Origin of the sequence: Lacinutrix sp. C3R15 (assembly GCF_018860825.1) — a bacterium.
GTDB lineage: Bacteria > Bacteroidota > Bacteroidia > Flavobacteriales > Flavobacteriaceae > Oceanihabitans.
The window spans coordinates 291,619-313,722 of record NZ_JAHKPZ010000034.1; the positions used below are offsets into that span (position 1 = coordinate 291,619).

Here is a 22,104-nt window from a genome sequence, read left to right on the forward strand (position 1 = left end):
TAATGAAATAGAAAATTTTTTAACCCTAATATTACAAAATAGATATTAAAATGCATAGAATTAAATACGCTCCTTATATAGACAGAGTACAGTCTGCAGAAAAAGCCTCTTTACTAATTAAAAATCATCATATTTTAGGTGTTAGCGGTTTTACCAAAGCAGGAGACAGTAAAGCGGTATTACCTAAAGTTGCAGAAAGAGCACTACATGAAGAATTAAAAGTAACGGTATTGAGTGGTGCGTCTTTAGGGTATGATACAGATGCTAATTTAGCCAAAAACGGTGCTTTACAAAAAAGAATGCCGTTTCAAGCAGATGCAACTTTAAGAAAATGTATTAATAACCATGAGGTATTATATGTAGATCAACATTTAGGGCAAACGGCAGATATGCTTCAAAAAATAGATAGCTTTAAAATTGATGTTGCTATTATTGAAGCGGTATCAATTACCGAAGAAGGTTATATTGTACCTACTACCTCTGTTGGAAACTCTCCAATATTTGTTGAAAAAGCAGATAAAATAATCATTGAAGTGAACACCAGTTTTCCTGAGAGTCTTGCTGGTATTCATGACATTAAGCTTTTAAAAAAGCAACCACATAGAGAAATCATTCCTGTTGTAAATTCTGATACAAGAATAGGAGATTCTTACATAAAAGTGAATCCTGAAAAAGTAGCAGCTATTGTATATACAGAAATACCAGATAGTCCTGCTGTTATTTCTGCTCCTGATGAAAAAACCGAAGCGATTTCTAAACACATTCTTAACTTTTTAGAAAAAGAAGTTGATGAAGGAAGGCTAACAGAATCACTTTTACCTTTGCAAGCAGGAATAGGAAAAACGGCCAATGCTATTTTATCTGGTTTTACCAATAGTAGATTTAAAAACCTAACGATGTATTCTGAAGTGCTTCAAGATAGTACTTTTGATCTTATTGACTCTGGAAAACTATTATTTGCTTCTGCCTCTTCTATAACAGTTACCCAATCCTGTTCTGACAAGATTTTTAATAATTTTGATAAATACAAGAATAAATTAGTATTAAGGCCACAAAATATTAGTAATGCAGCAGAAGTTATTAGTCGTTTAGGAGTTATTGGTATCAATACTGCTATTGAGTTTGATATTTACGGCAATGTAAACTCTACACATATTACAGGTACAAAAATGATGAATGGTATTGGAGGTTCTGGTGATTTTGCAAGAAACGGCTACCTGAGTATTTTTGCTTGCCCTTCTATGTCTAAAGAAGGTTGTATTTCGCATATTGTTCCTATGGTATCACATACAGACCATACCGAACACGATGTTGACGTTTTAGTTACCGAACAAGGCTTAGCTGATATTAGAGGCTTAGCTCCAGTAGAAAGAGCCAGAGTGATAATTAAAAACTGTGTACATCCTGAATATAGAGAGCAACTACTTCAATATTTTGAAGAAGCATACCAATTAGGAGGACATACACCACATATTCTTAAAAATGCTTTTAGTTGGCACACGCAATTTAAAACACACGGAACAATGAAAATGGAAACATTTGCTAATAACCCTATTTAAACAAAAAAATAAAAACGTGTTAATCAAGGCTTTAAAAATAAAACAAAAATATTCTCATATTTTTTTTCAAAAATCATTTTTTTTTAAAGAATAGTTTATATATTTGCACTCGCATTTGGGGAATACCCAATGAGACACTCCAGGAGAAATGGCAGAGTGGTCGAATGCGGCAGTCTTGAAAACTGTTGAGGGTCACACCTCCGGGGGTTCGAATCCCTCTTTCTCCGCAAAACCCTTATAATCTTTTGATTGTAAGGGTTTATTTTTTATATAAAAAAGGAAACGCTACTTTTCTATTTACATACACACGAACTTAACTAAATTCCGCATCTATTAGACATGAAGTATCTATGGAGTATCTATGGACAATAAACGCTACATCTATTGGATAACAACTAATTATACACACCTTAACGCTATCATGGCACGACAGCAAAGTTTATTTAAAGTTACAGATACTTTAGGTAAGGTTAATTTTTATGTTATTAATGGGTTTGGCTGCTCGTGAAAGGATTATGAATGTGTCGGAATAGCAAGTGCTATGGTGATTTGGGGTTTCATATTTTTTTTTCGTTACTTTTAATAAAAAGCTTAAGACTTAATTAACCACCTCTCTTTGTGTTCCTACTCTAAAACAACGCTCTTCACCCAGATATAATGGGTTACCATGTTTTTCTGACCAAAAGCCTTCTAAAATATCTTTTGTAATGCATTTATACACCACAACGCCTTTATATATTTTGCCATCCTCTCCTTGATAATTAAAATTAATCACCAATATATTATTTTTGAAAAAGCCAGCACCTAATTGCTCTTGGTTATTGTTGATTGTCCATTTGGCAAGGATTCGGTTGTTTTCATCTAAGGTTAAATCCATTGTACCTTTGTAGGTTACAGCTGCTTCGTCTTGGTTGCTACCTGTGATATTGTAGGTTCCTGGCAATTCGTTTATAGTCATATAATCTTTAGTATGTATTCCTTTATGAGTTAGCCTTTCTATATCACTAGCAAAAGTAATTAATCTGTAAAAATTACCAACTCCAAAACCACTACAGTCTTAAAATTAAATCGCTTCACACCATTTATATAAAGTAACATGAAGCGATAACGTATTCTTAGTAAACATTAATAATTACAATTTATTTTTCTATAAAATCAGCATCGGTTAAGGTTTTCATAAATGCCACTATACTCTCTTGTTCAGCCTTAGTAAGATTTAACGCATCAAAAGGCAGGGTTTGAAATTCTTCATGAATACCTATTCCTTTTCCTCCACCACGATTATAGAAATCAACCACCTCTTCTAAAGTCTTATAAACACCATTATGCATGTAAGGTCCTGTTACATTAGTATTTCTAACTGTAGGGGTTTTAAAAAAATGTTTTCTTTGATCGGTACCAAACACATTATAACGTCCTAAATCATCACTAATAACCGCGTTAATAGTATCATTTGTTTCTGGTACACCAAGCAGTTCTACTTCTGTATCCTTATAATTAGGAGGAACCGTACCATTAAATAAAGGTGGAAAATGACAAGTGGCACAAGCAGCCTTACCCATAAACAGATTAAACCCTTGTTTTTCTTCTGCTGTTAAAGAAGACTCGACTCCTTCTATATTTTTATCAAATTTAGAATTAAAATCATTTAGACTTCGAACATAACTAGCAATAGCATGTCTGATATTAAAATCAATACGCTTGTTGCCATATAAACTATCTATAGCAACTTTGTATGCTGGATTTTTTAGTACACGACGTACTATAGAATCCATTGGTAAATTAAATTCATCATGATTTTCAGCTACACCAACAATTTGCCCTTCTAAACTTGCTGCGCGTCCATCCATAAAAAAAGATTGTTGATACGCACTATAAGTAAGCGTTGGTGAATTTCGAACTTGTCGTGCATCAAAAGTTTTTCTACCATCGGTAAAAGCTTTTTCTTCAATATGACAACTTGCGCAAGCCATATCTTTACTTCTAGATAGAGCCTGGTCATTAAAAAGTGCCTTTCCAAAGGCTTCCTTCTGTTTTAAATGAAGCGTATCACTCTTATAGTCTGAAAAATACAATACATTTACCGTATTAGCACCAAAAAAGGAGGAAGCGTTATTAGATATAGCCATTTCAAAAGGAAAGTTTACCTTCCAATCTTCCTGAGTTTTTAGTAATAACTTTAATTGAGCATCGGTGTAATTTTTTATAAAATTAAAGCGATCAAAAGTATCAAAATCCGAATCCAAAGCCGCAATACCTTCTTTAAAAGAAGCTCTCAAGTCTTTATAAATTTCTATAGTACTAAACTTATCTTTACAAATATCTATCAATGCTATAAGCGTCTGGGTGGTATATTGACTTTCGGTTAATGCTTGCCCTAAAACAGGCGAATCAAATCCTGTGATACCAGTGGCTGCAGTTCGCATAATTTGATCTCTAAACAACCAAATAAGATGGTAATCTTTTAATTTAATATGTGTATTACGCTGCAACAACTTCAATCGATCAGAGGTAATTGTTAATGCATTATGTAATGAAGCTTCCTCTCCTTCTTCCTCGTGCAATAACTCTTCTATCACTTGAAAACCAAATGGATTTCTAATTTTTATATCTGTTAAATCCTCTTCCTGCACCTGTAAGATATTTGGAGCATTTAAAGATTTAAAATTATTTTTATCTATAGCAGCCAACACAGGCTCCATTGCCTTAAAATGCTTACGTGCTTTTTTATAATAAGCAATACGCTGCTCTGGATTTTTGGATATAGAGATGGAATCTAAAAAAGTAATACAACGTTTTAATTCTGAATTATAAAATGAAGCTATTTTTTTATTGGTAGCACCCATATTTTTGGTAGCATCCATATTTACGAATTCCGTCTGCTTTTTACACGACACTGTAATGAAAAGCAAAAGACATATACAAAACGTATATGTCTTAGCTTTCATAAATATTTTATTATTCATGCTTATATTTTATTATCTATCTAAACCTTTAATAACGTAAAGCATTGAACCTTCTTTAGCATTAGACAAGTTAGGATTAGCTAATGGATCTGTAAAAGATGTTCCGTCAGCAGGATTCCAACCATGATTTTGTGTCATCACTAAAAAGGTATTCTCTCCATTGTTTACAACCTCAGTAACATCAATCATACCTGTAATTTCCCAAGTACTTGAAGTTGTACCATACCCTAAACTCTCTGCTCTGCTTTGGTCTGCTTCTAAAACTGTTTTCAATTCCCCTGTATTTAAGTTGTATTGGTAAAGCTTAGCATAACCATTTACTGAAGTATCTAAATATCCATTAGGATCTTCTTGAATGTACGCATAGTTTTCAGTCACTAAAATATTATCTGGTGAATGAAATCCTTCTGCCACACCACCAACAATATCACCATCTAAAACACAAGTAATTGTTGCAGGACCTGTTGGATCGGTTTCATTTAATGTTACTTTGTACACACGACCTAAAGCAGATCCTTTTCCTGTTAAACTAGCAGAAACACGCCCTGTAACACAAAAATAAATTTCTCTTTGGTTTGCTGCAGAACCTCTTCTCCAATCAATATCTTCTAGTCTAGAGAATCCCATAACCCCTTTGGTTTTTGCCTCAGCATCTAAAGCATCTATTTCTGTTTCATCTAATGGAACAAATTCAGCACTATACGATGTTCCTTCTACCATATCCATTTCAAAATCGATACCATCAGCTGTCACTTTTAATCCGTATAATTGACCTCCATATAAATCTCCACGATTACCAACATACATTCCTAATTGACCAGAAGGAACAGAGTTGTCTGCATGATCATCTCCAATAAAAACAACCGTTTTATCTGCATAAGCATCTTTTCCTATTGGAACCGCATTTTCTGTAGACCATTGCCCTAAAGCTGCTAAAGTCTCTCCTACACTAGCATCCTCTACACTTTTATTAGGATCTACTGCAAATACTCCTTTTGAAGCTCCTCCCCATTCTCCTCCTGAAAGGTATAATGGTCCAAACCCATGCTCTTCTGGTGTTACTAAAGTACCTGAACACATTGCTGTTTCTGCAGTTGCTGTAGCATTTAATATATATTCACCATGATATGGTCTTAAGTTTTCGTTTAACAAAATTCTAGCTATAGAATAATCTGCTTCAATATTATTAATTAAAGTAAAAGTATTATCGCCATTATTAATTAATCCAGCGCCATCTGCCATAGACCCATAAATAAAATTTGGTGTATTTGGAATAATATCTTCTGAAGTTAAAAGCGTAGAAATTCTAAGGTTGATAAACTGATCTGTAACCTTTAATAAGGTAGGTGTTTGTGATGCTGTTAAGTAATCTGAAATATCGTCTCCATCTTCTCCGTCTACACCGTCGATTCCGTCCTTTCCATCTTCAATGTCACAACTCACAACAAGTGCACCTGATGCTGTGATAACAAATGCTAATAAAAATAGTTTAAAAATTTTGTTCATAATTTAAGGTTTTAAGTGGTTATAATGTGAACACAAAACTACTTTTAGCCTCTTATAAACTTGTTAATTAATAAAGATAGTTTGATTAAGTTACCGCTAACTTAACGTTAATGACATTACCACACTATTACCAACACCTACCATTTTAAAATCTAATGTTATGTAAAAATTAAGGAGGATTTAAAATATCCATGCCGTATTACATTATAAAAAAGCAAATTTCACCTTTTCTCATAATGTAAATCATTAAACCTCAACGCTTACTAAAAACAAACTTCAACTATGTAAATTATAATACACATCCTTATGTGTTGATTTACATATCTAGCTTGCACAAAAATGTCGGAGTTGGTTACATTGGGTTGATTTGTTTCGTTTGGAAGTAATTTACATTTCTAATATAATTATTCCTTTTTCATTAATGATTTGTTTTGTGCCTTCGAAAGTATATACTACAGCAAATCCATTATAAAAAGGTTCAATCATAGTATATCTTTCTTTATATAGCTCCTTTCCTATCCTATAAATACAATATGATGGTCTACTAATTTACTACAAAGTTATTGTTTTTAAATCTTCATTAATTTCAAAGTCTTCTCCCAATTCTACTTCTATAAAATCCATATCGAAGTCCTTGCTGAAACAATACATTATATGAGTTATAATCTTCATTTTCTAAAAACCCCATATTATCTCTAGTAGAACTAAAGCTTGATTTCATTAAAGTTCTATTCCTGCCCTATTATTTTATTTATAACTTATATTCTATGCTTGTTTGATAAGTAAAAAAGCTGCTTCAAAAACATCTTTTACGCCTTCACCTGATAAGGCATCATCTTCAATTTGCTTAATGGCGGTTTCTACTTCAAAGTCAGATTTTGTGCTTGTTCCTATAAACTTATTAATGCGTGCTTTTACTGCTTGAAAAAAGGCAACCTGATCTTTTATGTTATCTGCTTGTGGACTAGGAATAGACATGGTAAACAGCTTAGGTAAAAGGGTAACTTCTTTTAAAAATCTATTTTTTAAATCTTCACTTTAGAATATAAAATTCTGTGCAGATAGTAGTATTTGTAGTTTTATATTGGTTTCTGATGAAAAGTTCCTTTTATAATCATAGCCATGTAATTCTTAGTATTGTTTGTTTAAGTACTACTAATTAGTTTTAAAAAGGGAGAAGCTAAACATATAAACTTTTTAAAAACTAGGTAGTTATTATATCAAAAATATATAGTCTTATAAAAGTATAATACTTAGGTAATAGTGCCTTACGGAAAACCTAAACAGCAGCTTTTTTTAATTGTACAGCTTCTTTTCTGGAAAGCATGGTTCAAAACGTTTTGTGTTTTCATTATTTTTGGTAAGTTTTTTTAGCTAAAGGCGTCTAAACCTTTATCTTTAAAAGCATATTTAACAATTTAACAAAGAAAGGAACTATATGATGCTTACTTGGAAAAATGTAATAGATTACACGGTTAATGGCAACCCTACTCCAGATAAAAGAGTAGAAAAAACCGAAAAAGAATGGCAAGCACTACTCACTCCAGAACAGTTTAGAGTGACCAGACTTAAAGGAACCGAAGCTCCTCATAGTGGTGCACTTTGTACTATTTATGATGAAGGTCAATATAATTGTATTTGTTGCAATACGCCTTTGTTTGACTCTAGCATAAAATTTAGCTCTGGAACTGGTTGGCCTAGTTTTACGCAACCCATTAAAGAAAATGCTATTAAGTATATAAAAGACACTACGCATGGAATGATTCGTGTAGAAGTACTTTGCAATACCTGCGATGCGCATTTAGGACATATTTTTCCCGATGGTCCAGAACCTAGTGGATTACGTTATTGTATAAACTCTGCTTCAATGCAATTGAATACCGATACTAATAATGAATAAAAACGTACAATTAGCCACAGTTGGCGGTGGTTGCTTTTGGTGTACCGAAGCGGTATTTCAAGAAGTAAAAGGCGTAGAAAAAGTAATTTCTGGCTATGCTGGCGGAACAGTTCCTGGACACCCAACCTATAGAGAAATATGTTCTGGGTTAACAGGGCATGCCGAAGTTGTTCAAGTTACTTTTGATGCCAATGTAATTTCTTACCAGGACATTTTAGTTATTTTTATGACTACGCATGATCCTACTACTTTAAATCGTCAAGGTGCAGATAGAGGCACGCAATATCGTTCGGTAATTTTTTACCACAACCAAACACAAAAGGAAATTGCAGAAACGGTTGTTAAAGAAATTGCTGTTTATTATAATAACCCTATTGTAACCCAAATTAGTGAGGCGCCTATTTTTTATGAAGCAGATGCCACACATCAGGATTATTACAAAAACAACCCAGAGCAAGGTTATTGCAGTTTTGTTATTCATCCTAAATTAGCTACATTAAGAAAACTGCATGCAGACAAATTAAAATAAGCATAGCAGGTATTCATAGCTTTAATGACAGAAAATAATGAAACTAAATATAAAAGACCGGTTTAATAAAGAGTTACCTGCAGACCCTATTCTTGTACACAGCAGAAGACAGGTAGAAAAGGCATGTTTTTCTTATGCTACACCAAAAAAAACAGCAAAACCAAAACTATTACACGTGTCTCCAGAAATGCTAGATGCACTTGGCCTAACGGCAGAAGATGCTAAAAGCAAAACGTTTTTACAGGTATTTACTGGCAATGCCATTTTACCAGATACCAAACCATACGCCATGTGTTATGGTGGTCATCAATTTGGTAATTGGGCAGGACAATTAGGAGATGGTCGCGCTATTAATTTAGCCGAAATAGAACACCGCAACAAACACTGGTCCATACAATTAAAAGGTGCTGGCGAAACACCGTATTCTCGTACTGCAGATGGTTTGGCTGTTTTGCGTTCTTCTGTTCGTGAGTATTTATGTAGCGAAGCTATGTATCATCTAGGTGTACCTACAACCAGAGCTTTATCTTTAGCTTTATCTGGTGATGAGGTATGGAGAGATATGCTGTATGACGGCAATCCTGCTTATGAAAAAGGTGCTATTGTTTCTCGTGTAGCTCCTAGTTTTTTACGCTTTGGTAACTATCAAATACTGGCTGCTAGACAAGACAGTAAAACCTTAAAAACACTAGTAGATTATACTATTAAACACCATTTTTCGCACTTAGGAAACCCTTCTAAAGAAACCTATTTAAAGTTTTTTGAAAGCGTACTTAATAACACTTTAGAGATGCTTATTCATTGGCAGCGCGTTGGCTTTGTGCATGGCGTAATGAATACAGACAACATGTCTATTCTTGGGCTTACCATAGATTATGGTCCTTATGGCTGGCTAGAAGGTTATGATCCAAACTGGACACCAAACACTACAGACAGACAGTATAAACGCTATGCTTTTGGCGCACAATTAGAAATTGGTTTGTGGAATTTATTGCAACTTGCAAATGCATTATACCCTTTAATTGAAGAAGCCGAAGGATTAGAAAATATTTTAAATACTTATAACGAAAAAGCTGCAGAGCAATACATAACCATGATGCGAAGCAAATTAGGATTGCTTTTAGAAGATGAAAAAGATGTAGCGCTAATTTTTACACTAGAAGAAATTTTAAAGCTATCGGAAACCGATATGACCATCTTTTTTAGAAATTTAAGTAATTTTTCTGCCGAAAACCCTTCGGAAGGATTACAAATTATAGAAGAAGCTTTTTATGTTCCTACGGAAATTTCTGAAGTAATAAAAGAAAAATGGAACACCTGGTTTACAGACTATGCTGCTCGTTTACAACAAGAAAGTATTAGTGACCAAGAAAGAAAACAAAAAATGAATCTGGTGAATCCTAAATATGTGCTCAGAAATTATATGGCACAATTAGCCATAGACGATGCCAACAAAGGAGATTATAAACAAATAGATGTGCTATTCAAACTTCTAAAAAAACCTTATGACGAGCAGCCAGAAAATGAAAAATGGTTTGCGAAACGTCCCGAATGGGCAAGACATAAAGCAGGCTGTTCTATGTTATCTTGTAGTTCATAATACTTTAATAATATAAATACATCAATTGCCTGTAATTTACAATTAAGCAATTAAAACACTAAAAAAAATAATATGTTAGGACTTGGAACCGCAGCATTAGGAAGACCACAATACATTAATATACGAAAGGATAAAACCTCACATCCTACTTTAGAAAAATTTAAACAAGAAAGCTTTAAGGTATTAGAAAAAGCGTATCAATTAGGCGTTCGGTATTTTGATACTGCTCCTGGTTATGGTTTAGCAGAAGATTTATTATTACAATGGTTACAAACTAAAAACGATCCAAGCCTTCAAATAGCTACAAAATGGGGTTATACCTATGTAGCTAATTTTGATGCCAATGCAAAAGTGCATGAAGTAAAAGAACACAGTATTGAAAAACTAAAAGAACAATGGCAAGTATCTCAAGCATTTCTTCCGCATTTAAAAATATATCAAATACATTCGGCAACCTTAGAAACAGGTGTTTTAAATAACACTAAGGTTTTACAGCAATTAGCCTTTTTAAAAAAGGAACACGGCTTACAAATTGGAATTACCACCACAGGAAGCAACCAATTAGAAGTACTAAAAAAAGCAGTAGACGTTTCGGTTGCTGGTGAACAGCTGTTTAATAGCTTTCAGATTACTTATAATATTTTAGATCAAAGCCTAGAAACTATGGCTAATACACTAATAAGACAAGACAAGAAAGTTATTATTAAAGAAGCTGTAGCCAATGGCAGAATGTTTAGAAACAACAACTATAACCATTACTCTAAATTATACCATACGCTAGAAACCTTAGCTGCAAAACACCAGGTTGGATTAGACGCAATAGCCTTAAAGTTTTGTCAGCAAAACATTAAAAACAGCATGGTTTTAAGTGGCGCATCTACTATAGAGCAGTTACAATCTAATCTTCAAGCAGCTAAAATCACCTTATCTGAAGAAGAAATAAACCTGCTTAAAAGCTTTAAAACAAGTCCTAATTTTTACTGGCAAGAAAGAAAAGAATTAGCGTGGAATTAAACACATAACACCTTTTTTTATGATTAAAATAGCATTTGGAGGAGGATGTCATTGGTGTACCGAAGCTGTATTTCAATCCCTAAAAGGTGTAAAAAAAGTAGCACAAGGTTTTGTGGCTTCTACAGATAAAAACGCTAGTTTTTCTGAAGCCGTTATGGTACATTTTAATCCGGAAGAAATAAGTTTAAAAATCCTAACAGAAATTCACTTGCTAACACATAAAAGCACAAGTAATCATTCTATGCGTGAAAAATACCGTTCAGCAATCTACACGTTTTCTAAAATACAACAAGAAAAAGTTTTAGGCTTAATTGCTGATTTTCAGACAGCGTTTAACCACAAAATCATCACACAAGTATTGCCTTTTAGCGCCTTTAAAGCTTCGCGTGAAGCTATTCAGAATTACTATATAAAAAACCCAGAAAAGCCTTTTTGTAAAAAGTATATTCATCCTAAATTAACATTACTTTCTAAAAAGTATGCAAAGCATATTAACTAATAAAAGACGCTGTGTTACTAGAATCATCCAGTTTCATAATGATGAAAAAACAAAATTAACTAGAAAATTTACATCCTTCATTTAAAATAAAATTCACAAAAAGCTGTTAAGGTATTAGCTTCGGCATAATTAATGATACAATCTTGTATATTTGAAAAAATTTATAATTTATGAAAAGAATACTCCTACTCCTTTTGCTTACCATAAGTGCAACATCATTTGGGCAAAACAATGCGTTTCAAGCTGGTGAGAAACTAAGTTTTACAGCATCATACAACATGTCTGGTTTACTAACAGACCTTGCTGAGGTACGCATGGAAACTAGTGAGGTAAGAACCTCTAAGTCTACCTTACTACGTCTTAAATGTACTGCTACAACATACAGTAAATGGGATAATTTTTTTAAAATTCGCGATATTTATGAGAGTTATGTAAACCCAAACACACTTACTCCTTACTTATACCAAAGAGATATTGATGAAGGCGGACATTATAAATTTGTTAAATACACTTTTAACCATAAAACAAACACTGTTAAAAGTTTAAGAAGACAAAAAAGTAAAAATTTTGAATCTGGTTTTTGGGATAGAAATGATGTAGTTAGCATTAACTACGGAACAAAAGATTTAGTAACTACCATTTACCATATTAGAAATTTAGATATACATAAAGCTCCTGTAGGAGCTACAGATTCTTTTACTGTACTATTTGATAATAAAGAACAAAAAGTCTCTTTTACCCTTTTAGGAAAAGAAACCATTAGCACAAATATTGGTAGTAAAGAATGCTACAAACTAGCAATTAGCATTAATGGTACTGATATTTTAAAAGGAAACAACGACAATATTCTTTGGTTAACTGCAGACGAAAACAAAATACCTGTTTATGCAAAATTTAGAGTTGCAGTTGGTAACGGAGAACTTAAAATAAAATCTGCTACAGGCTTAAAAAACTAACACTATTATGAGAAAATTATTTATAACACTTGGTATTATCACAGCAGTAATTGCAGTAATTTTATCTGCATTACCACTTTTTAACGTAGCCATTATTCCTGCTATTGCAGCCTTAGTATTTGGCTTTATTGCTTTTTACTTATCTAAAAAAGAAAAACAATCTAAAAAAGCGGTACAATTAATATTTTTATTAACTATTGTTTCTTTATGTTTAACCACCTATAAATCTATTTTTAACAAAACCGAAGTAGGTGATACTGAAGCATTAGAATTACGCGTACAAGAAGCAGAAGACAATGCTATTGAAGAATTAGAAGGCTTAGATTTATCAGAGTAAAACTAAGTCCATTTTAAGTATATGCAACGGTTAAAAAATACTGCTTTAATGAAAATCTATTTGCTATTATTGGCTTTAATTACATTTGGTTCTTGCAAAAAGATTAAAAATATTACTACCAACCAACAAGAACAAATACATCTTGTAGACAGTAGTTTGGTTGCAAAATATAGCGCAAGTATTACTGCCAGTTCATTAAAAGAAAACCTTTACCTATTTGCTTCTCCTGCTTTTGCAGGTAGAGCAACAGGAGAAGAAGGTCAAAAAAAAGCAGTCCGCTTTTTAGCCAATTTTTACAAGTCACAAGGCATAGCTTCTCCCATAGCAGACACTTCCTATTTTCAACACATACCTAAAACGTTTTTACCAGAAAACATACAGGCTTCTGAAAACGTGTTAGCCTATATTAAAGGAAGCGAAAAACCCGAAGAAGTACTCATTATTTCAGGGCATTTAGATCATTTAGGCCTTAATGAAAAAGACATTTTTTTTGGCGCAGATGATAATGGTTCTGGTACTGTAGCTATATTAGAAATAGCTAAAGCATTTAAAGCAGCCCAAGACCAAGGTATTTCTCCCAAAAGAAGCATTTTATTCTTACACCTTACTGCAGAAGAAATAGGACTTCAAGGCTCTTTGTACTACACAAAAAATCCAATATTTAAACTAGAAAACACCATTGCTAACCTCAATATTGATATGATAGGACGCGTAGATCCCCTTCATAAAGAAAACCCTAACTATATCTACATCATTGGTGCAGACCGACTAAGTAAAGAATTACATTATATCAACGAAAAAGTAAACAAAAACAGCACCAATTTACTTCTAGAATATAAATACAATGAAAAAGAAGACAGCAACAGGTACTACTACAGAAGCGACCATTACAATTTTGCAAAACAAAATATACCTGTAATCTTCTATTTTAACGGAGAGCATGAAGACTACCATAAACCAACAGATACTCCAGACAAAATAAATTATACACTTTTAAAAAAAAGAACCCAACTTATTTTTGGTACTGCATGGCAACTTGCTAATCAAGAAAACAGACTCATCCTAAATAAAGACAACTAAATTTTAGTTGTTAAAATTTATATAAACCCTTGCTTTATATTAACTATTATTTAGCTTTTTTGTAATATTATAGATTACTTATTTCATTTACAAACAACAAAACCAACTTATTTTAATAAAAACGAAATCTTATGAAAAAATTGTTTTTACTTTCTAGTGTATCTGCAATGCTTTTTTCTTGTGGCACATCACAAAACCAAACAGCTACAAAAAACACTAAAAATGCAACAGTAACAACCTACGCAAACAGTATTACCTCTGCAGAACTAAAAGAAGCACTTTACACCTATGCTTCTGATGAATTTGAAGGTAGAAACACAGGAGCTCCAGGACAAAAGAAAGCTGTGGAATATTTAAAAAACCACTATGTAAGTTTAGGTATTCCTTCGGCATTACCAAACAACAATTACTTTCAAGAAGTACCATTACAAACCCTTAAAACTCCAAGCATAGATTTATTGGTAAACGGAAAATCATTTACAAATATTGAAGACTATGTATCTGTAATTTCTAGTCCAGATGGTACTTTTGATGCAAAAGAAATTATTTATGTCGGTTATGGTATTGATGATGAAAAATTCTCAAGCTATGCCAATATCGATGTAAAGGGTAAAGTTGTTCTTTTTAAAGCTGGAGAGCCAAAAAACAGCGATGGAAACTATACTGTTTCAGGAACCAATGAAACTTCAAAATGGTCCAACCCAAGACAAGAGTTTGTTGCCAAACGAGAAGTGGCAGAAAAGAAAGGTGCAAAAGCAATCTTATTTTATAATGCAGATACTTACAATTATGTTGCAAAAAGATTTGGAGGAAGTCATGGTAGAATGTCTTTAGTTGAAGACCCAAAAGACCTATATTACTTCTTAATTAACACAGAATTAGCAAAAACAATTCATAGCACTATAGCAACTTCAGATAAAACAGAACCCCTAAATAGCACTATTGAATTTAATTACCAAAATGCTTCTAACACCTTTACATCAGAAAACGTAGTAGCAATAATTAAAGGAAGTGAAAAACCAGAAGAATACATAGTAGTATCTGCACATTTAGACCACGAAGGAATTAAAGAAGGCGAAATATACAATGGTGCCGATGATGACGGTTCTGGTACTGTAGCTATGCTAGAAATAGCTGAAGCTTTTCAAGAAGCAGCAAAAAACGGTCAAGGCCCAAAACGCTCTATCGTATTTTTACACGTAACAGGAGAAGAAAAAGGCCTATTAGGTTCTAGATACTACACAGACGTTTCCCCTATTTTTCCGTTAGCAAATACCGTTGCAGACCTTAATATAGATATGATTGGACGTACAGACCCAAAACGTGAAAAAACCAACAGAAACTACCTATATTTAATTGGTAGCGATAAATTGAGTACAGAACTACACAACATTTCAGAAGAAATGAATAACAAATACTGTAATATAGATTTAGACTATACTTTTAATGCAGACAACGACCCAAATCGTTTTTACTACAGAAGTGACCATTACAACTTTGCAAAAAACAACATACCAGTAATCTTTTACTTTAATGGTACACATGCAGATTACCACAAGCCAAGTGATACACCAGACAAGATACAATATGATTTATTAGAAAACAGAACGCGTTTAATTTTTTACACAGCCTGGGAGCTTGCTAATCGTGAAAACAGAATAACAGTAGATAAAGCAAACTAGCATTAGAGCGTTGGCAATAATTTGAGGAAAAGCTGTAACAAATACTAGAATTGAAATACAAATCATTAAAACACAAATGAAATGAAAAGAATAAATAAAAGAAAAGCTCTAACTTTATTATCTATCGGAATGTTTACAATTGCTACTTCACAAGTTTTTTCTTATTACTTTGAGTTACCTGATTTAGCAAAAGGTTCTTTTGTAGGAATTGGAATTGGATTATTACTTACATCCTTAATTTTTGGTAGTTTCAAAACTGCACGCAATTAATATTAACTAAATTAAAAACAGCTTATTTATAAAAGCAAGGTGATGTAAAACCAAAGCGTAAATAAAATTGGAATTGGATTACATAATAGAAAATAATATTCTAATTCTATAATAAACCATAACGTAATTCAAAATCTGAATATACATTGTAACTAAAAAATTGTTGCTTACATTGTATAAAAATAATGCCTAGCTTAGTACTTAATCAAGAGTTCGTTCATTTTAATTATACTTAAACGTTGTGTGCAAGCTGAACAAAACATTACACTGAGAAAATAAATGGATAAAGCCTATTACGCTGAAAAAGGATTATTTGTCGGAATTACTTCTATTATCTGTGCTTTTTACTTTTTTGCACCAACCCTTTTCACCTTTAAAAGTTCTCTAATTGAACAAAGTGGGAAAATTGAAAACTTAAATACTCATTATACTGAGGTTGAAAGTTCACGAGGCTCAAAAAGTATTAAATCTGAACTGAAATTCTCTCTGAATTCAACTCATAACTATTATGTTCTTATGAAAAACATAGGACACAGTAGTTATAACGAAAGATTTGAAAAGTAAGAAAAACAATTAAAAAAATCAGAAATAGCGACTGTATGGATAAAAGAAAATCAAAAAGAAGAACATAAGCCAACCATTTTTCAAATAGCTGACAAAAATGGAAATGTACTTTATGATTTTAATGAATCAAAATCTCTTTCAAGATTCGGTTTTCTACTTAACTTTTCGCTAGGAGTTTTCGGAATTGGATTATATTTAAGACATAAATACTGGAAAAAGCCTGCACACAAAACAGTATAAAAATAATTACTGTATTAGTCCTTAAACAAAAGGCATTGCAATTTTGTTAGATCTGATTTTCCTTTGAAAATTTCTTGCACGCAAAAAAAAAGAGTTATAAAATATTATTTTATAACTCTTTTTTTATCTTCTATTTTATTCTTCTTAAAACTAAAAATACATAGCCAATCCAATACCATTGCCATTAGCTATAATTTTATATTGCGGTTTACACTCTTGAAAAGATGTTGCATGTAAAGTTGCATTATACAAACCTACCGCTTTTTCTGCATCCTTTTTAGCACTTGCTCCAACAGGAATTGCAACAATAGCCAATCCTGCTCCTATTCCTGCAAGTACCCAATTAGGATCCCCTCCACTAATAGCAGCTCCTATTGGCCATCCTATTAAAGCTCCACCAGAAAAACTAATAACTGTAGCAAAAACACCTTTTGTTTTAGACATTTTTACCAAATGTAAAACTTCGGCATGAGGTGACACTTTTTCAATCAACGCATTAAGCGGAATTTTATTTCCATCTTCATAAAACGTATAGCCAGTAAATGAATGTTTTTTAAAGGTCATTTCTTGTGCATTACAAAAAGAAACGGTAAAAAGAGTTACAAGTAAGCATACTATTATTTTCTTCATTATATATGAATTTTAAAGGTTTATACAAGAGTTAGTGCAACAAAAAAAGCTCCTCTTAAAAAGAGAAGCTTTTGCTTTTTGGGTGGAAGACGGGATTCGAACCCGCGACCCTCGGTACCACAAACCGATGCTCTAACCAGCTGAGCTACAACCACCATATTACTAATTTTAATCCACTTAAAAAGTTTCTTAAAAAAGAGATTCTAAATCAATACTCTAGAAGCTCTGTAATACATTCCTTAAGAATGCGAGTGCAAATGTAAATCTTTTAGTAATTACTGCAAAGATTTTTTTGCAAAAATTTTTACTTTAAATCAAACAAACTAGAAACTGCTACGTAACGCTCTGTAGTATAACCTTCTGCATGTTCTACTCCAATTAACCTTCCTAGGTCTCTAGCTCTATAATCTACACTATCTGTAAAGTTTTTACTAGAAATAGGGGTTTCAGGCTCCTTACTATTAGCATCAAAAAACTGTGTACTATAGGCTAAGACAGATTCCATTTTAGTATCTATAAATCCTGAAATGTCTACTACAAAATCAGGTTCTATGTTTTTCCATTGTATATAATGGTACACCTGCTTTGGTCTCCATTGCTTTTGAAGTTTCCCCTCTACTTCGGTTTCAATTTTAATCAATCCGCTTAAAAAACAAGCATCACTAACCAATTTACTCCCTTTACCATGATCTATATGTCTATCATCAATAGCATTACAAAGCACAATTTCTGGTTGATACTTACGTATCATTTTAATTATCTCTAGTTGGTGCTGTCTGTTGTTTATAAAAAAACCATCTGCAAAACCAAGATTTTCACGTACGCTCACTCCTAAAATTTTAGCTGCATTACTTGCTTCTTGTTTTCTGGTAGCTGCAGTACCACGAGTTCCTAATTCACCTCGTGTTAAATCTATAATTCCAACTGTTTTTCCGTTTTTAATCTCTTTTGCTATTGTTCCGCCACAACCTAATTCTACATCATCTGGATGTGCTCCAAAAGCTAATATATCTAGTTTCATATCCTTTAATTCCTTTTCTAATCTTCAAAAATATTAAAAAGATAACAGATAATCCCTTTCTTTTTAACTATCCATCATTAAGACGGTAAAAAAATAAAGATATTACTAAAAACATGCACCTGAAATTTTAAAATATATAAAACGTGAAAAGTATGACATTAATCATAAATATACTTCTTAAATGCTCTTACCTTTATTATATAACAAAAACACAATCAACCCATTAGGCCTATGTATATCATGCTAGCAATTTTAAGCATTACCATTATTTTATTTATATGGGGAAAATTTACACCAGATATTATAGCCTTAATGTCTATGTTAAGTTTATTCCTTTTTGGTATTTTAAACGTAACAGAAACATTAAGCGGTTTTAGCAACCCAACCGTTATCATGATTGCTGCATTATTTATTATAGGCGAAGGGTTATCACAAACAGGCTGGACAGCTTTAGCAGGTGAAAAGCTTATAAAAATGGCTGGTAAAAGTAAAACAAAACTTTTAGTATTAACCACTTTTGGCTCTGGCTTACTTTCTGGGTTTGTAAGCAATACTGGTACTGTAGCTACATTAATGCCTGTAACTATAGCTTCTGCCTGGAGCATTAACACATTACCATCAAAATTATTAATGCCTGTTGCCTTTGGGTCTAATACTGGTGGTTTATTAACTCTAACAGGAACACCACCAAATATTATAGTAAATAACACGATGTTAGAGAGTGGTCTTAAAGAGTTTTCTTTTTTTGAATTTGGCCTCATTGGTTTGCCTTTATTACTTTTAACACTGCTATACTTTAAATTTATTGGTTATAAACTTTTACCCGAAAACAAAACAAACAACAAACCTATAGACATAAGCAAAACCTTGCATGCTTGGATTGAAGCCTATAAAGTAGATGGTGATTACTATAGATTAAGAGTACGATCTGTGTCTCCGCTATTAAACACAAAATTAGGAGACTGGAATTTTGAAAACTTACATGGCGTATCTATACTACGCATAAAAAGAAGGCACCCAAATCGTTTAAAAGGAAAAGACCCATTTATTGAGTTACCTACAGAAGACACAGAATTTTTATACCATGATATTATTACGGTTAAAGGAGAAACCCAAGCAATTAATGAATTAATGATTAAGCTACGGTTAGGGCTTTTACCTTTAGAACCAATTGCAAATGAATTAAGAAACAACCTAATTAACAGAGAGGTTGGAATGACAGAAATATTAGTAACACCACAATCTACTCTAGTAGGGAAACAAATAAAATCTATTCCGTTTTTTAATAGATATAATGTGCAATTAATGGCTGCCTCACGTAACTCAAAACCTTTAATCACAAGAGAAATTACCATTAAAGCAGGAGATTCTTTTTTAATTCGAGGAGAATGGAGTGCTATAGACGATTTAAAAAAGCATCATGAACATATTGTAATATGCGGAAGCCCAGAAGGTATGGCTAAAACGGTAACCAACATTACAACCAAGTCTTATATTGCGCTGTTTTCCTTAGTATTAATGATTTTTTTATTAGTATTTAAAATAGTACCAGGAGCTATTGCAGCATTAATTTCTGCTGGTATTGTTTTAATTACAGGATGCGTACCTATGGCAAAAGCATACAAAGGTATTAGTTGGGTTAGCGTTGTCATGATTGCAGCAATGATACCCATGGGAATTGCTTTACAAAAAACAGGAGCAGCAAGCCTAATAGCAAACGGTCTTGTTACTACTTTGGGTAACTTACACCCTATAGTATTATTGGCTGGTATCTTTTTATTAACTACAGCCTTTAGTCAGGTCATTAACAATTCGGCTACAGCAGTACTCATGGCACCAATAGTAATAATTGCTGCGAATACGTTAAGCATCTCTGCAGCACCTTTTATGATTGTTGTTGCTATTAGTGCTTCAACAGCATTTTTAACACCAGTTGGCACCACAACAAACGCTATGGTTATGGCTGCTGGCGGATACAAATTTACAGACTACATAAAAGTAGGCGCACCACTGCTACTGCTATTTTTAATAACCTCTTTAATACTAGTGCCATTATTTTGGCCTTTTTAATTTCTTTTAAACTTAAAAAAACAAGCATTTATGAAAACAAGAGACCTTACCAAATACGGAATACAAGATGCAAATGCACATTGGAATCTTACTCCAGAAAAATTGCAAGCGATTACTATTGAAAAAGGAATGGGAAAAGAAACCCTTAACGGTACTTTAGCCGTAAATACAGGAAAATATACAGGACGCTCTCCTCAAGATCGTTTTATTGTTAAAGATGCGTACACCAAAAACCTTGTATGGTGGGGAAAAACCAATAAAGCGATAACCCCTGAAAATTTTGATGTCTTACAAGCAGAAATTACAAAATACCTGAGTGGTAAAGAAATTTATGTAAGAGATGCCTATGTATGTGCAGACCCTGATTATAAAACCAATGTAAGAACAGTAACAGAATACCCTTGGTCAAACATGTTTACATTTAATATGTTTTTACGCTCTGAAGCATCAGAATTAGAAAACTTTAAAGAAGATTGGCTAGTACTTTGTGCTCCTGGTTACGAAGCAAAAGCCCCTAAGGCTGTTGGACTAAGACAAGGCAACTTTTCTGTTCTTAACTTTTCTAAAAAAATAGCTTTAATTGGTGGTTCTGGGTATACAGGAGAAATAAAGAAAGGTATTTTCTCTTCGTTAAACTTTATTCTACCAGTGGAAAAAAATGTTTTACCTATGCACTGCTCTGCTAATGTTGGTGAAAAAGGTGATACTGCTATTTTCTTTGGATTATCAGGCACAGGAAAAACCACTTTATCTGCAGATCCTAAACGTAAGCTTATTGGTGATGATGAACACGGATGGACAGCCAGTAATAATATTTTTAATTTTGAAGGAGGTTGCTATGCAAAAGTGATAGATCTTTCTGAAGAAAAAGAACCAGACATTTTTAAAGCCATAAGACCTGGTGCTATTCTTGAAAATGTGGTTTTTAAAGAAAATGGAGAGGTAGATTATATGGATAGTAGTATTACACAAAACACACGTGTAAGCTACCCTATTTATCATATTGACAATATTCAAGAACCATCTTACGCTAAAAACCCTACCAATATATTTTTTTTAACAGCAGATGCTTTTGGTGTATTGCCTCCTGTTTCTAAATTAACACCAGGACAAGCCGCTTACCATTTTATTTCTGGTTATACAGCAAAAGTTGCTGGAACAGAAGCTGGAATTACAGAACCTGTACCTTCTTTTTCTGCTTGTTTTGGCGAGCCATTTATGCCTTTACACCCAACGGTATATGCCGAAATGCTTAGTAAAAAAATGCAGGATGCTGGCGTTAATGTTTGGCTAATAAACACTGGCTGGAGTGGTGGTCCTTATGGTATAGGTTCAAGAATTAAATTAAAATATACCAGAGCAATGATTACTGCTATTTTAAACGGAGAATTAAATGACGTAGACTATGAGCAACATCCTATATTTGGTTTGTTTATGCCTAAATCCTGCCCTGATGTTCCTGTTGCACTATTAGACCCTATAAATACCTGGGAAAACAAAGGTGCTTACATCAGTAAATCCATTCAATTAGCACATTCTTTTCATTTAAATTTTGAAAAATTCGCTAACGAAGCATCAGAACAAATAATAGAAGGAGGACCGTTAATTGATGAACATCACAAATTAACAGACCATGTTTAATATTTATAAAGATAAAAAGCCCAGACATGGGCTTTTTTTT

At 32.9% G+C, this 22,104-nt stretch carries 19 protein-coding genes, 2 tRNA genes and 1 pseudogene; 15 read left to right on the forward strand and 7 right to left on the reverse strand.

Features of this window, described 5'->3' with window-relative positions:
- Positions 1–50 precede the first annotated feature (50 nt).
- Complete coding sequence (locus tag KO494_RS13475; protein ID WP_215968137.1) at positions 51–1,559, forward strand: succinate CoA transferase; 1,509 nt, start codon at positions 51–53, stop codon at positions 1,557–1,559.
- A gap of 142 nt (positions 1,560–1,701) precedes the next feature.
- Positions 1,702–1,786, forward strand: a tRNA-Ser gene (locus tag KO494_RS13480).
- Between the two features lie 371 nt (positions 1,787–2,157).
- Here the strand turns inward: KO494_RS13480 and KO494_RS13485 are convergent.
- The 4 genes and pseudogenes from KO494_RS13485 to KO494_RS13500 all read right to left on the reverse strand — a co-directional run.
- Positions 2,158–2,517 (reverse strand): hypothetical protein, encoded by a 360-nt coding sequence (locus KO494_RS13485; protein WP_215968138.1) that lies wholly within the window; start codon positions 2,515–2,517, stop codon positions 2,158–2,160.
- A gap of 181 nt (positions 2,518–2,698) precedes the next feature.
- Positions 2,699–4,423, reverse strand: coding sequence for a cytochrome-c peroxidase (locus KO494_RS13490; protein ID WP_252730399.1), 1,725 nt, complete (start codon positions 4,421–4,423; stop codon positions 2,699–2,701).
- Positions 4,424–4,537: 114 nt separating this feature from the next.
- Positions 4,538–6,031, reverse strand: coding sequence for a PhoX family protein (locus KO494_RS13495; protein ID WP_215968139.1), 1,494 nt, complete (start codon positions 6,029–6,031; stop codon positions 4,538–4,540).
- 765 nt (positions 6,032–6,796) lie between these two features.
- Positions 6,797–7,054 (reverse strand): annotated as a pseudogene (locus KO494_RS13500) (type I restriction enzyme endonuclease domain-containing protein); the annotation flags it as partial.
- A 418-nt stretch (positions 7,055–7,472) separates the two neighbouring features.
- On the opposite strand from KO494_RS13500, the gene msrB reads away from it, so the two are divergent.
- The 11 genes from msrB to KO494_RS13555 all read left to right on the forward strand — a co-directional run bounded on the left by msrB (position 7,473) and on the right by KO494_RS13555 (position 16,462).
- Positions 7,473–7,931, forward strand: coding sequence for a peptide-methionine (R)-S-oxide reductase MsrB (gene msrB / locus KO494_RS13505; RefSeq protein ID WP_215968251.1), 459 nt, complete (start codon positions 7,473–7,475; stop codon positions 7,929–7,931).
- The gene (msrA, locus tag KO494_RS13510) at positions 7,924–8,460 is read left to right on the forward strand and encodes a peptide-methionine (S)-S-oxide reductase MsrA (protein WP_215968140.1); all 537 of its coding nucleotides are present in this window, start codon (positions 7,924–7,926) and stop codon (positions 8,458–8,460) included. Before msrB ends, msrA begins: the two co-directional genes overlap by 8 nt.
- A 37-nt stretch (positions 8,461–8,497) precedes the next feature.
- Positions 8,498–10,060: a YdiU family protein gene (locus KO494_RS13515; RefSeq protein ID WP_215968141.1), complete on the forward strand. Its 1,563-nt coding sequence runs from the start codon at positions 8,498–8,500 to the stop codon at positions 10,058–10,060.
- A 72-nt stretch (positions 10,061–10,132) separates the two neighbouring features.
- Positions 10,133–11,074 carry an aldo/keto reductase gene (locus tag KO494_RS13520; RefSeq protein ID WP_215968142.1) on the forward strand — a complete coding sequence of 314 codons (942 nt, stop codon included), beginning with the start codon at positions 10,133–10,135 and terminating at the stop codon, positions 11,072–11,074.
- A gap of 19 nt (positions 11,075–11,093) precedes the next feature.
- The gene (locus tag KO494_RS13525) at positions 11,094–11,573 is read left to right on the forward strand and encodes a peptide-methionine (S)-S-oxide reductase (protein ID WP_215968143.1); all 480 of its coding nucleotides are present in this window, start codon (positions 11,094–11,096) and stop codon (positions 11,571–11,573) included.
- A 170-nt stretch (positions 11,574–11,743) separates the two neighbouring features.
- The gene (locus tag KO494_RS13530) at positions 11,744–12,529 is read left to right on the forward strand and encodes a DUF3108 domain-containing protein (protein ID WP_215968144.1); all 786 of its coding nucleotides are present in this window, start codon (positions 11,744–11,746) and stop codon (positions 12,527–12,529) included.
- Between the two features lie 7 nt (positions 12,530–12,536).
- Positions 12,537–12,866, forward strand: coding sequence for an FUSC family protein (locus KO494_RS13535; RefSeq protein ID WP_215968145.1), 330 nt, complete (start codon positions 12,537–12,539; stop codon positions 12,864–12,866).
- 48 nt (positions 12,867–12,914) lie between these two features.
- A complete protein-coding gene (locus KO494_RS13540; protein WP_215968146.1) occupies positions 12,915–13,946 on the forward strand; it encodes a M28 family metallopeptidase in 1,032 nt (343 codons plus the stop codon).
- A gap of 131 nt (positions 13,947–14,077) precedes the next feature.
- A complete protein-coding gene (locus tag KO494_RS13545; RefSeq protein WP_215968147.1) occupies positions 14,078–15,628 on the forward strand; it encodes a M28 family peptidase in 1,551 nt (516 codons plus the stop codon).
- Positions 15,629–15,709: 81 nt separating this feature from the next.
- Positions 15,710–15,898 carry a hypothetical protein gene (locus KO494_RS13550; RefSeq protein WP_215968148.1) on the forward strand — a complete coding sequence of 63 codons (189 nt, stop codon included), beginning with the start codon at positions 15,710–15,712 and terminating at the stop codon, positions 15,896–15,898.
- Positions 15,899–16,177: 279 nt separating this feature from the next.
- Positions 16,178–16,462 (forward strand): hypothetical protein, encoded by a 285-nt coding sequence (locus tag KO494_RS13555; protein ID WP_215968149.1) that lies wholly within the window; start codon positions 16,178–16,180, stop codon positions 16,460–16,462.
- 390 nt (positions 16,463–16,852) lie between these two features.
- Here KO494_RS13555 and KO494_RS13560 read toward each other — a convergent pair whose 3' ends face one another.
- The 3 genes from KO494_RS13560 to bshB1 form a co-directional block, all read right to left on the reverse strand.
- Positions 16,853–17,332 (reverse strand): hypothetical protein, encoded by a 480-nt coding sequence (locus KO494_RS13560; RefSeq protein WP_215968150.1) that lies wholly within the window; start codon positions 17,330–17,332, stop codon positions 16,853–16,855.
- A gap of 80 nt (positions 17,333–17,412) precedes the next feature.
- Positions 17,413–17,488, reverse strand: a tRNA-His gene (locus KO494_RS13565).
- Between the two features lie 148 nt (positions 17,489–17,636).
- Positions 17,637–18,353: a bacillithiol biosynthesis deacetylase BshB1 gene (gene bshB1 / locus KO494_RS13570; protein WP_215968151.1), complete on the reverse strand. Its 717-nt coding sequence runs from the start codon at positions 18,351–18,353 to the stop codon at positions 17,637–17,639.
- Between the two features lie 240 nt (positions 18,354–18,593).
- On the opposite strand from bshB1, the gene KO494_RS13575 reads away from it, so the two are divergent.
- Positions 18,594–20,423, forward strand: coding sequence for an SLC13 family permease (locus tag KO494_RS13575; RefSeq protein ID WP_252730401.1), 1,830 nt, complete (start codon positions 18,594–18,596; stop codon positions 20,421–20,423).
- A 30-nt stretch (positions 20,424–20,453) separates the two neighbouring features.
- Positions 20,454–22,064 (forward strand): phosphoenolpyruvate carboxykinase (ATP), encoded by a 1,611-nt coding sequence (gene pckA / locus KO494_RS13580; RefSeq protein WP_215968153.1) that lies wholly within the window; start codon positions 20,454–20,456, stop codon positions 22,062–22,064.
- The last annotated feature ends 40 nt before the right edge of the window (positions 22,065–22,104 follow it).

Coding starts and splice junctions, on each gene's coding strand:
- KO494_RS13475 (WP_215968137.1), top strand. CDS start 51: ATGCATAGAATTAAATACGCTCCTTATATAGACAGAGTACAGTCTGCA.
- KO494_RS13485 (WP_215968138.1), bottom strand. CDS start 2,517: ATGACTATAAACGAATTGCCAGGAACCTACAATATCACAGGTAGCAAC.
- KO494_RS13490 (WP_252730399.1), bottom strand. CDS start 4,423: ATGGATGCTACCAAAAATATGGGTGCTACCAATAAAAAAATAGCTTCA.
- KO494_RS13495 (WP_215968139.1), bottom strand. CDS start 6,031: ATGAACAAAATTTTTAAACTATTTTTATTAGCATTTGTTATCACAGCA.
- msrB (WP_215968251.1), top strand. CDS start 7,473: ATGCTTACTTGGAAAAATGTAATAGATTACACGGTTAATGGCAACCCT.
- msrA (WP_215968140.1), top strand. CDS start 7,924: ATGAATAAAAACGTACAATTAGCCACAGTTGGCGGTGGTTGCTTTTGG.
- KO494_RS13515 (WP_215968141.1), top strand. CDS start 8,498: ATGAAACTAAATATAAAAGACCGGTTTAATAAAGAGTTACCTGCAGAC.
- KO494_RS13520 (WP_215968142.1), top strand. CDS start 10,133: ATGTTAGGACTTGGAACCGCAGCATTAGGAAGACCACAATACATTAAT.
- KO494_RS13525 (WP_215968143.1), top strand. CDS start 11,094: ATGATTAAAATAGCATTTGGAGGAGGATGTCATTGGTGTACCGAAGCT.
- KO494_RS13530 (WP_215968144.1), top strand. CDS start 11,744: ATGAAAAGAATACTCCTACTCCTTTTGCTTACCATAAGTGCAACATCA.
- KO494_RS13535 (WP_215968145.1), top strand. CDS start 12,537: ATGAGAAAATTATTTATAACACTTGGTATTATCACAGCAGTAATTGCA.
- KO494_RS13540 (WP_215968146.1), top strand. CDS start 12,915: ATGAAAATCTATTTGCTATTATTGGCTTTAATTACATTTGGTTCTTGC.
- KO494_RS13545 (WP_215968147.1), top strand. CDS start 14,078: ATGAAAAAATTGTTTTTACTTTCTAGTGTATCTGCAATGCTTTTTTCT.
- KO494_RS13550 (WP_215968148.1), top strand. CDS start 15,710: ATGAAAAGAATAAATAAAAGAAAAGCTCTAACTTTATTATCTATCGGA.
- KO494_RS13555 (WP_215968149.1), top strand. CDS start 16,178: ATGGATAAAGCCTATTACGCTGAAAAAGGATTATTTGTCGGAATTACT.
- KO494_RS13560 (WP_215968150.1), bottom strand. CDS start 17,332: ATGAAGAAAATAATAGTATGCTTACTTGTAACTCTTTTTACCGTTTCT.
- bshB1 (WP_215968151.1), bottom strand. CDS start 18,353: ATGAAACTAGATATATTAGCTTTTGGAGCACATCCAGATGATGTAGAA.
- KO494_RS13575 (WP_252730401.1), top strand. CDS start 18,594: ATGCTAGCAATTTTAAGCATTACCATTATTTTATTTATATGGGGAAAA.
- pckA (WP_215968153.1), top strand. CDS start 20,454: ATGAAAACAAGAGACCTTACCAAATACGGAATACAAGATGCAAATGCA.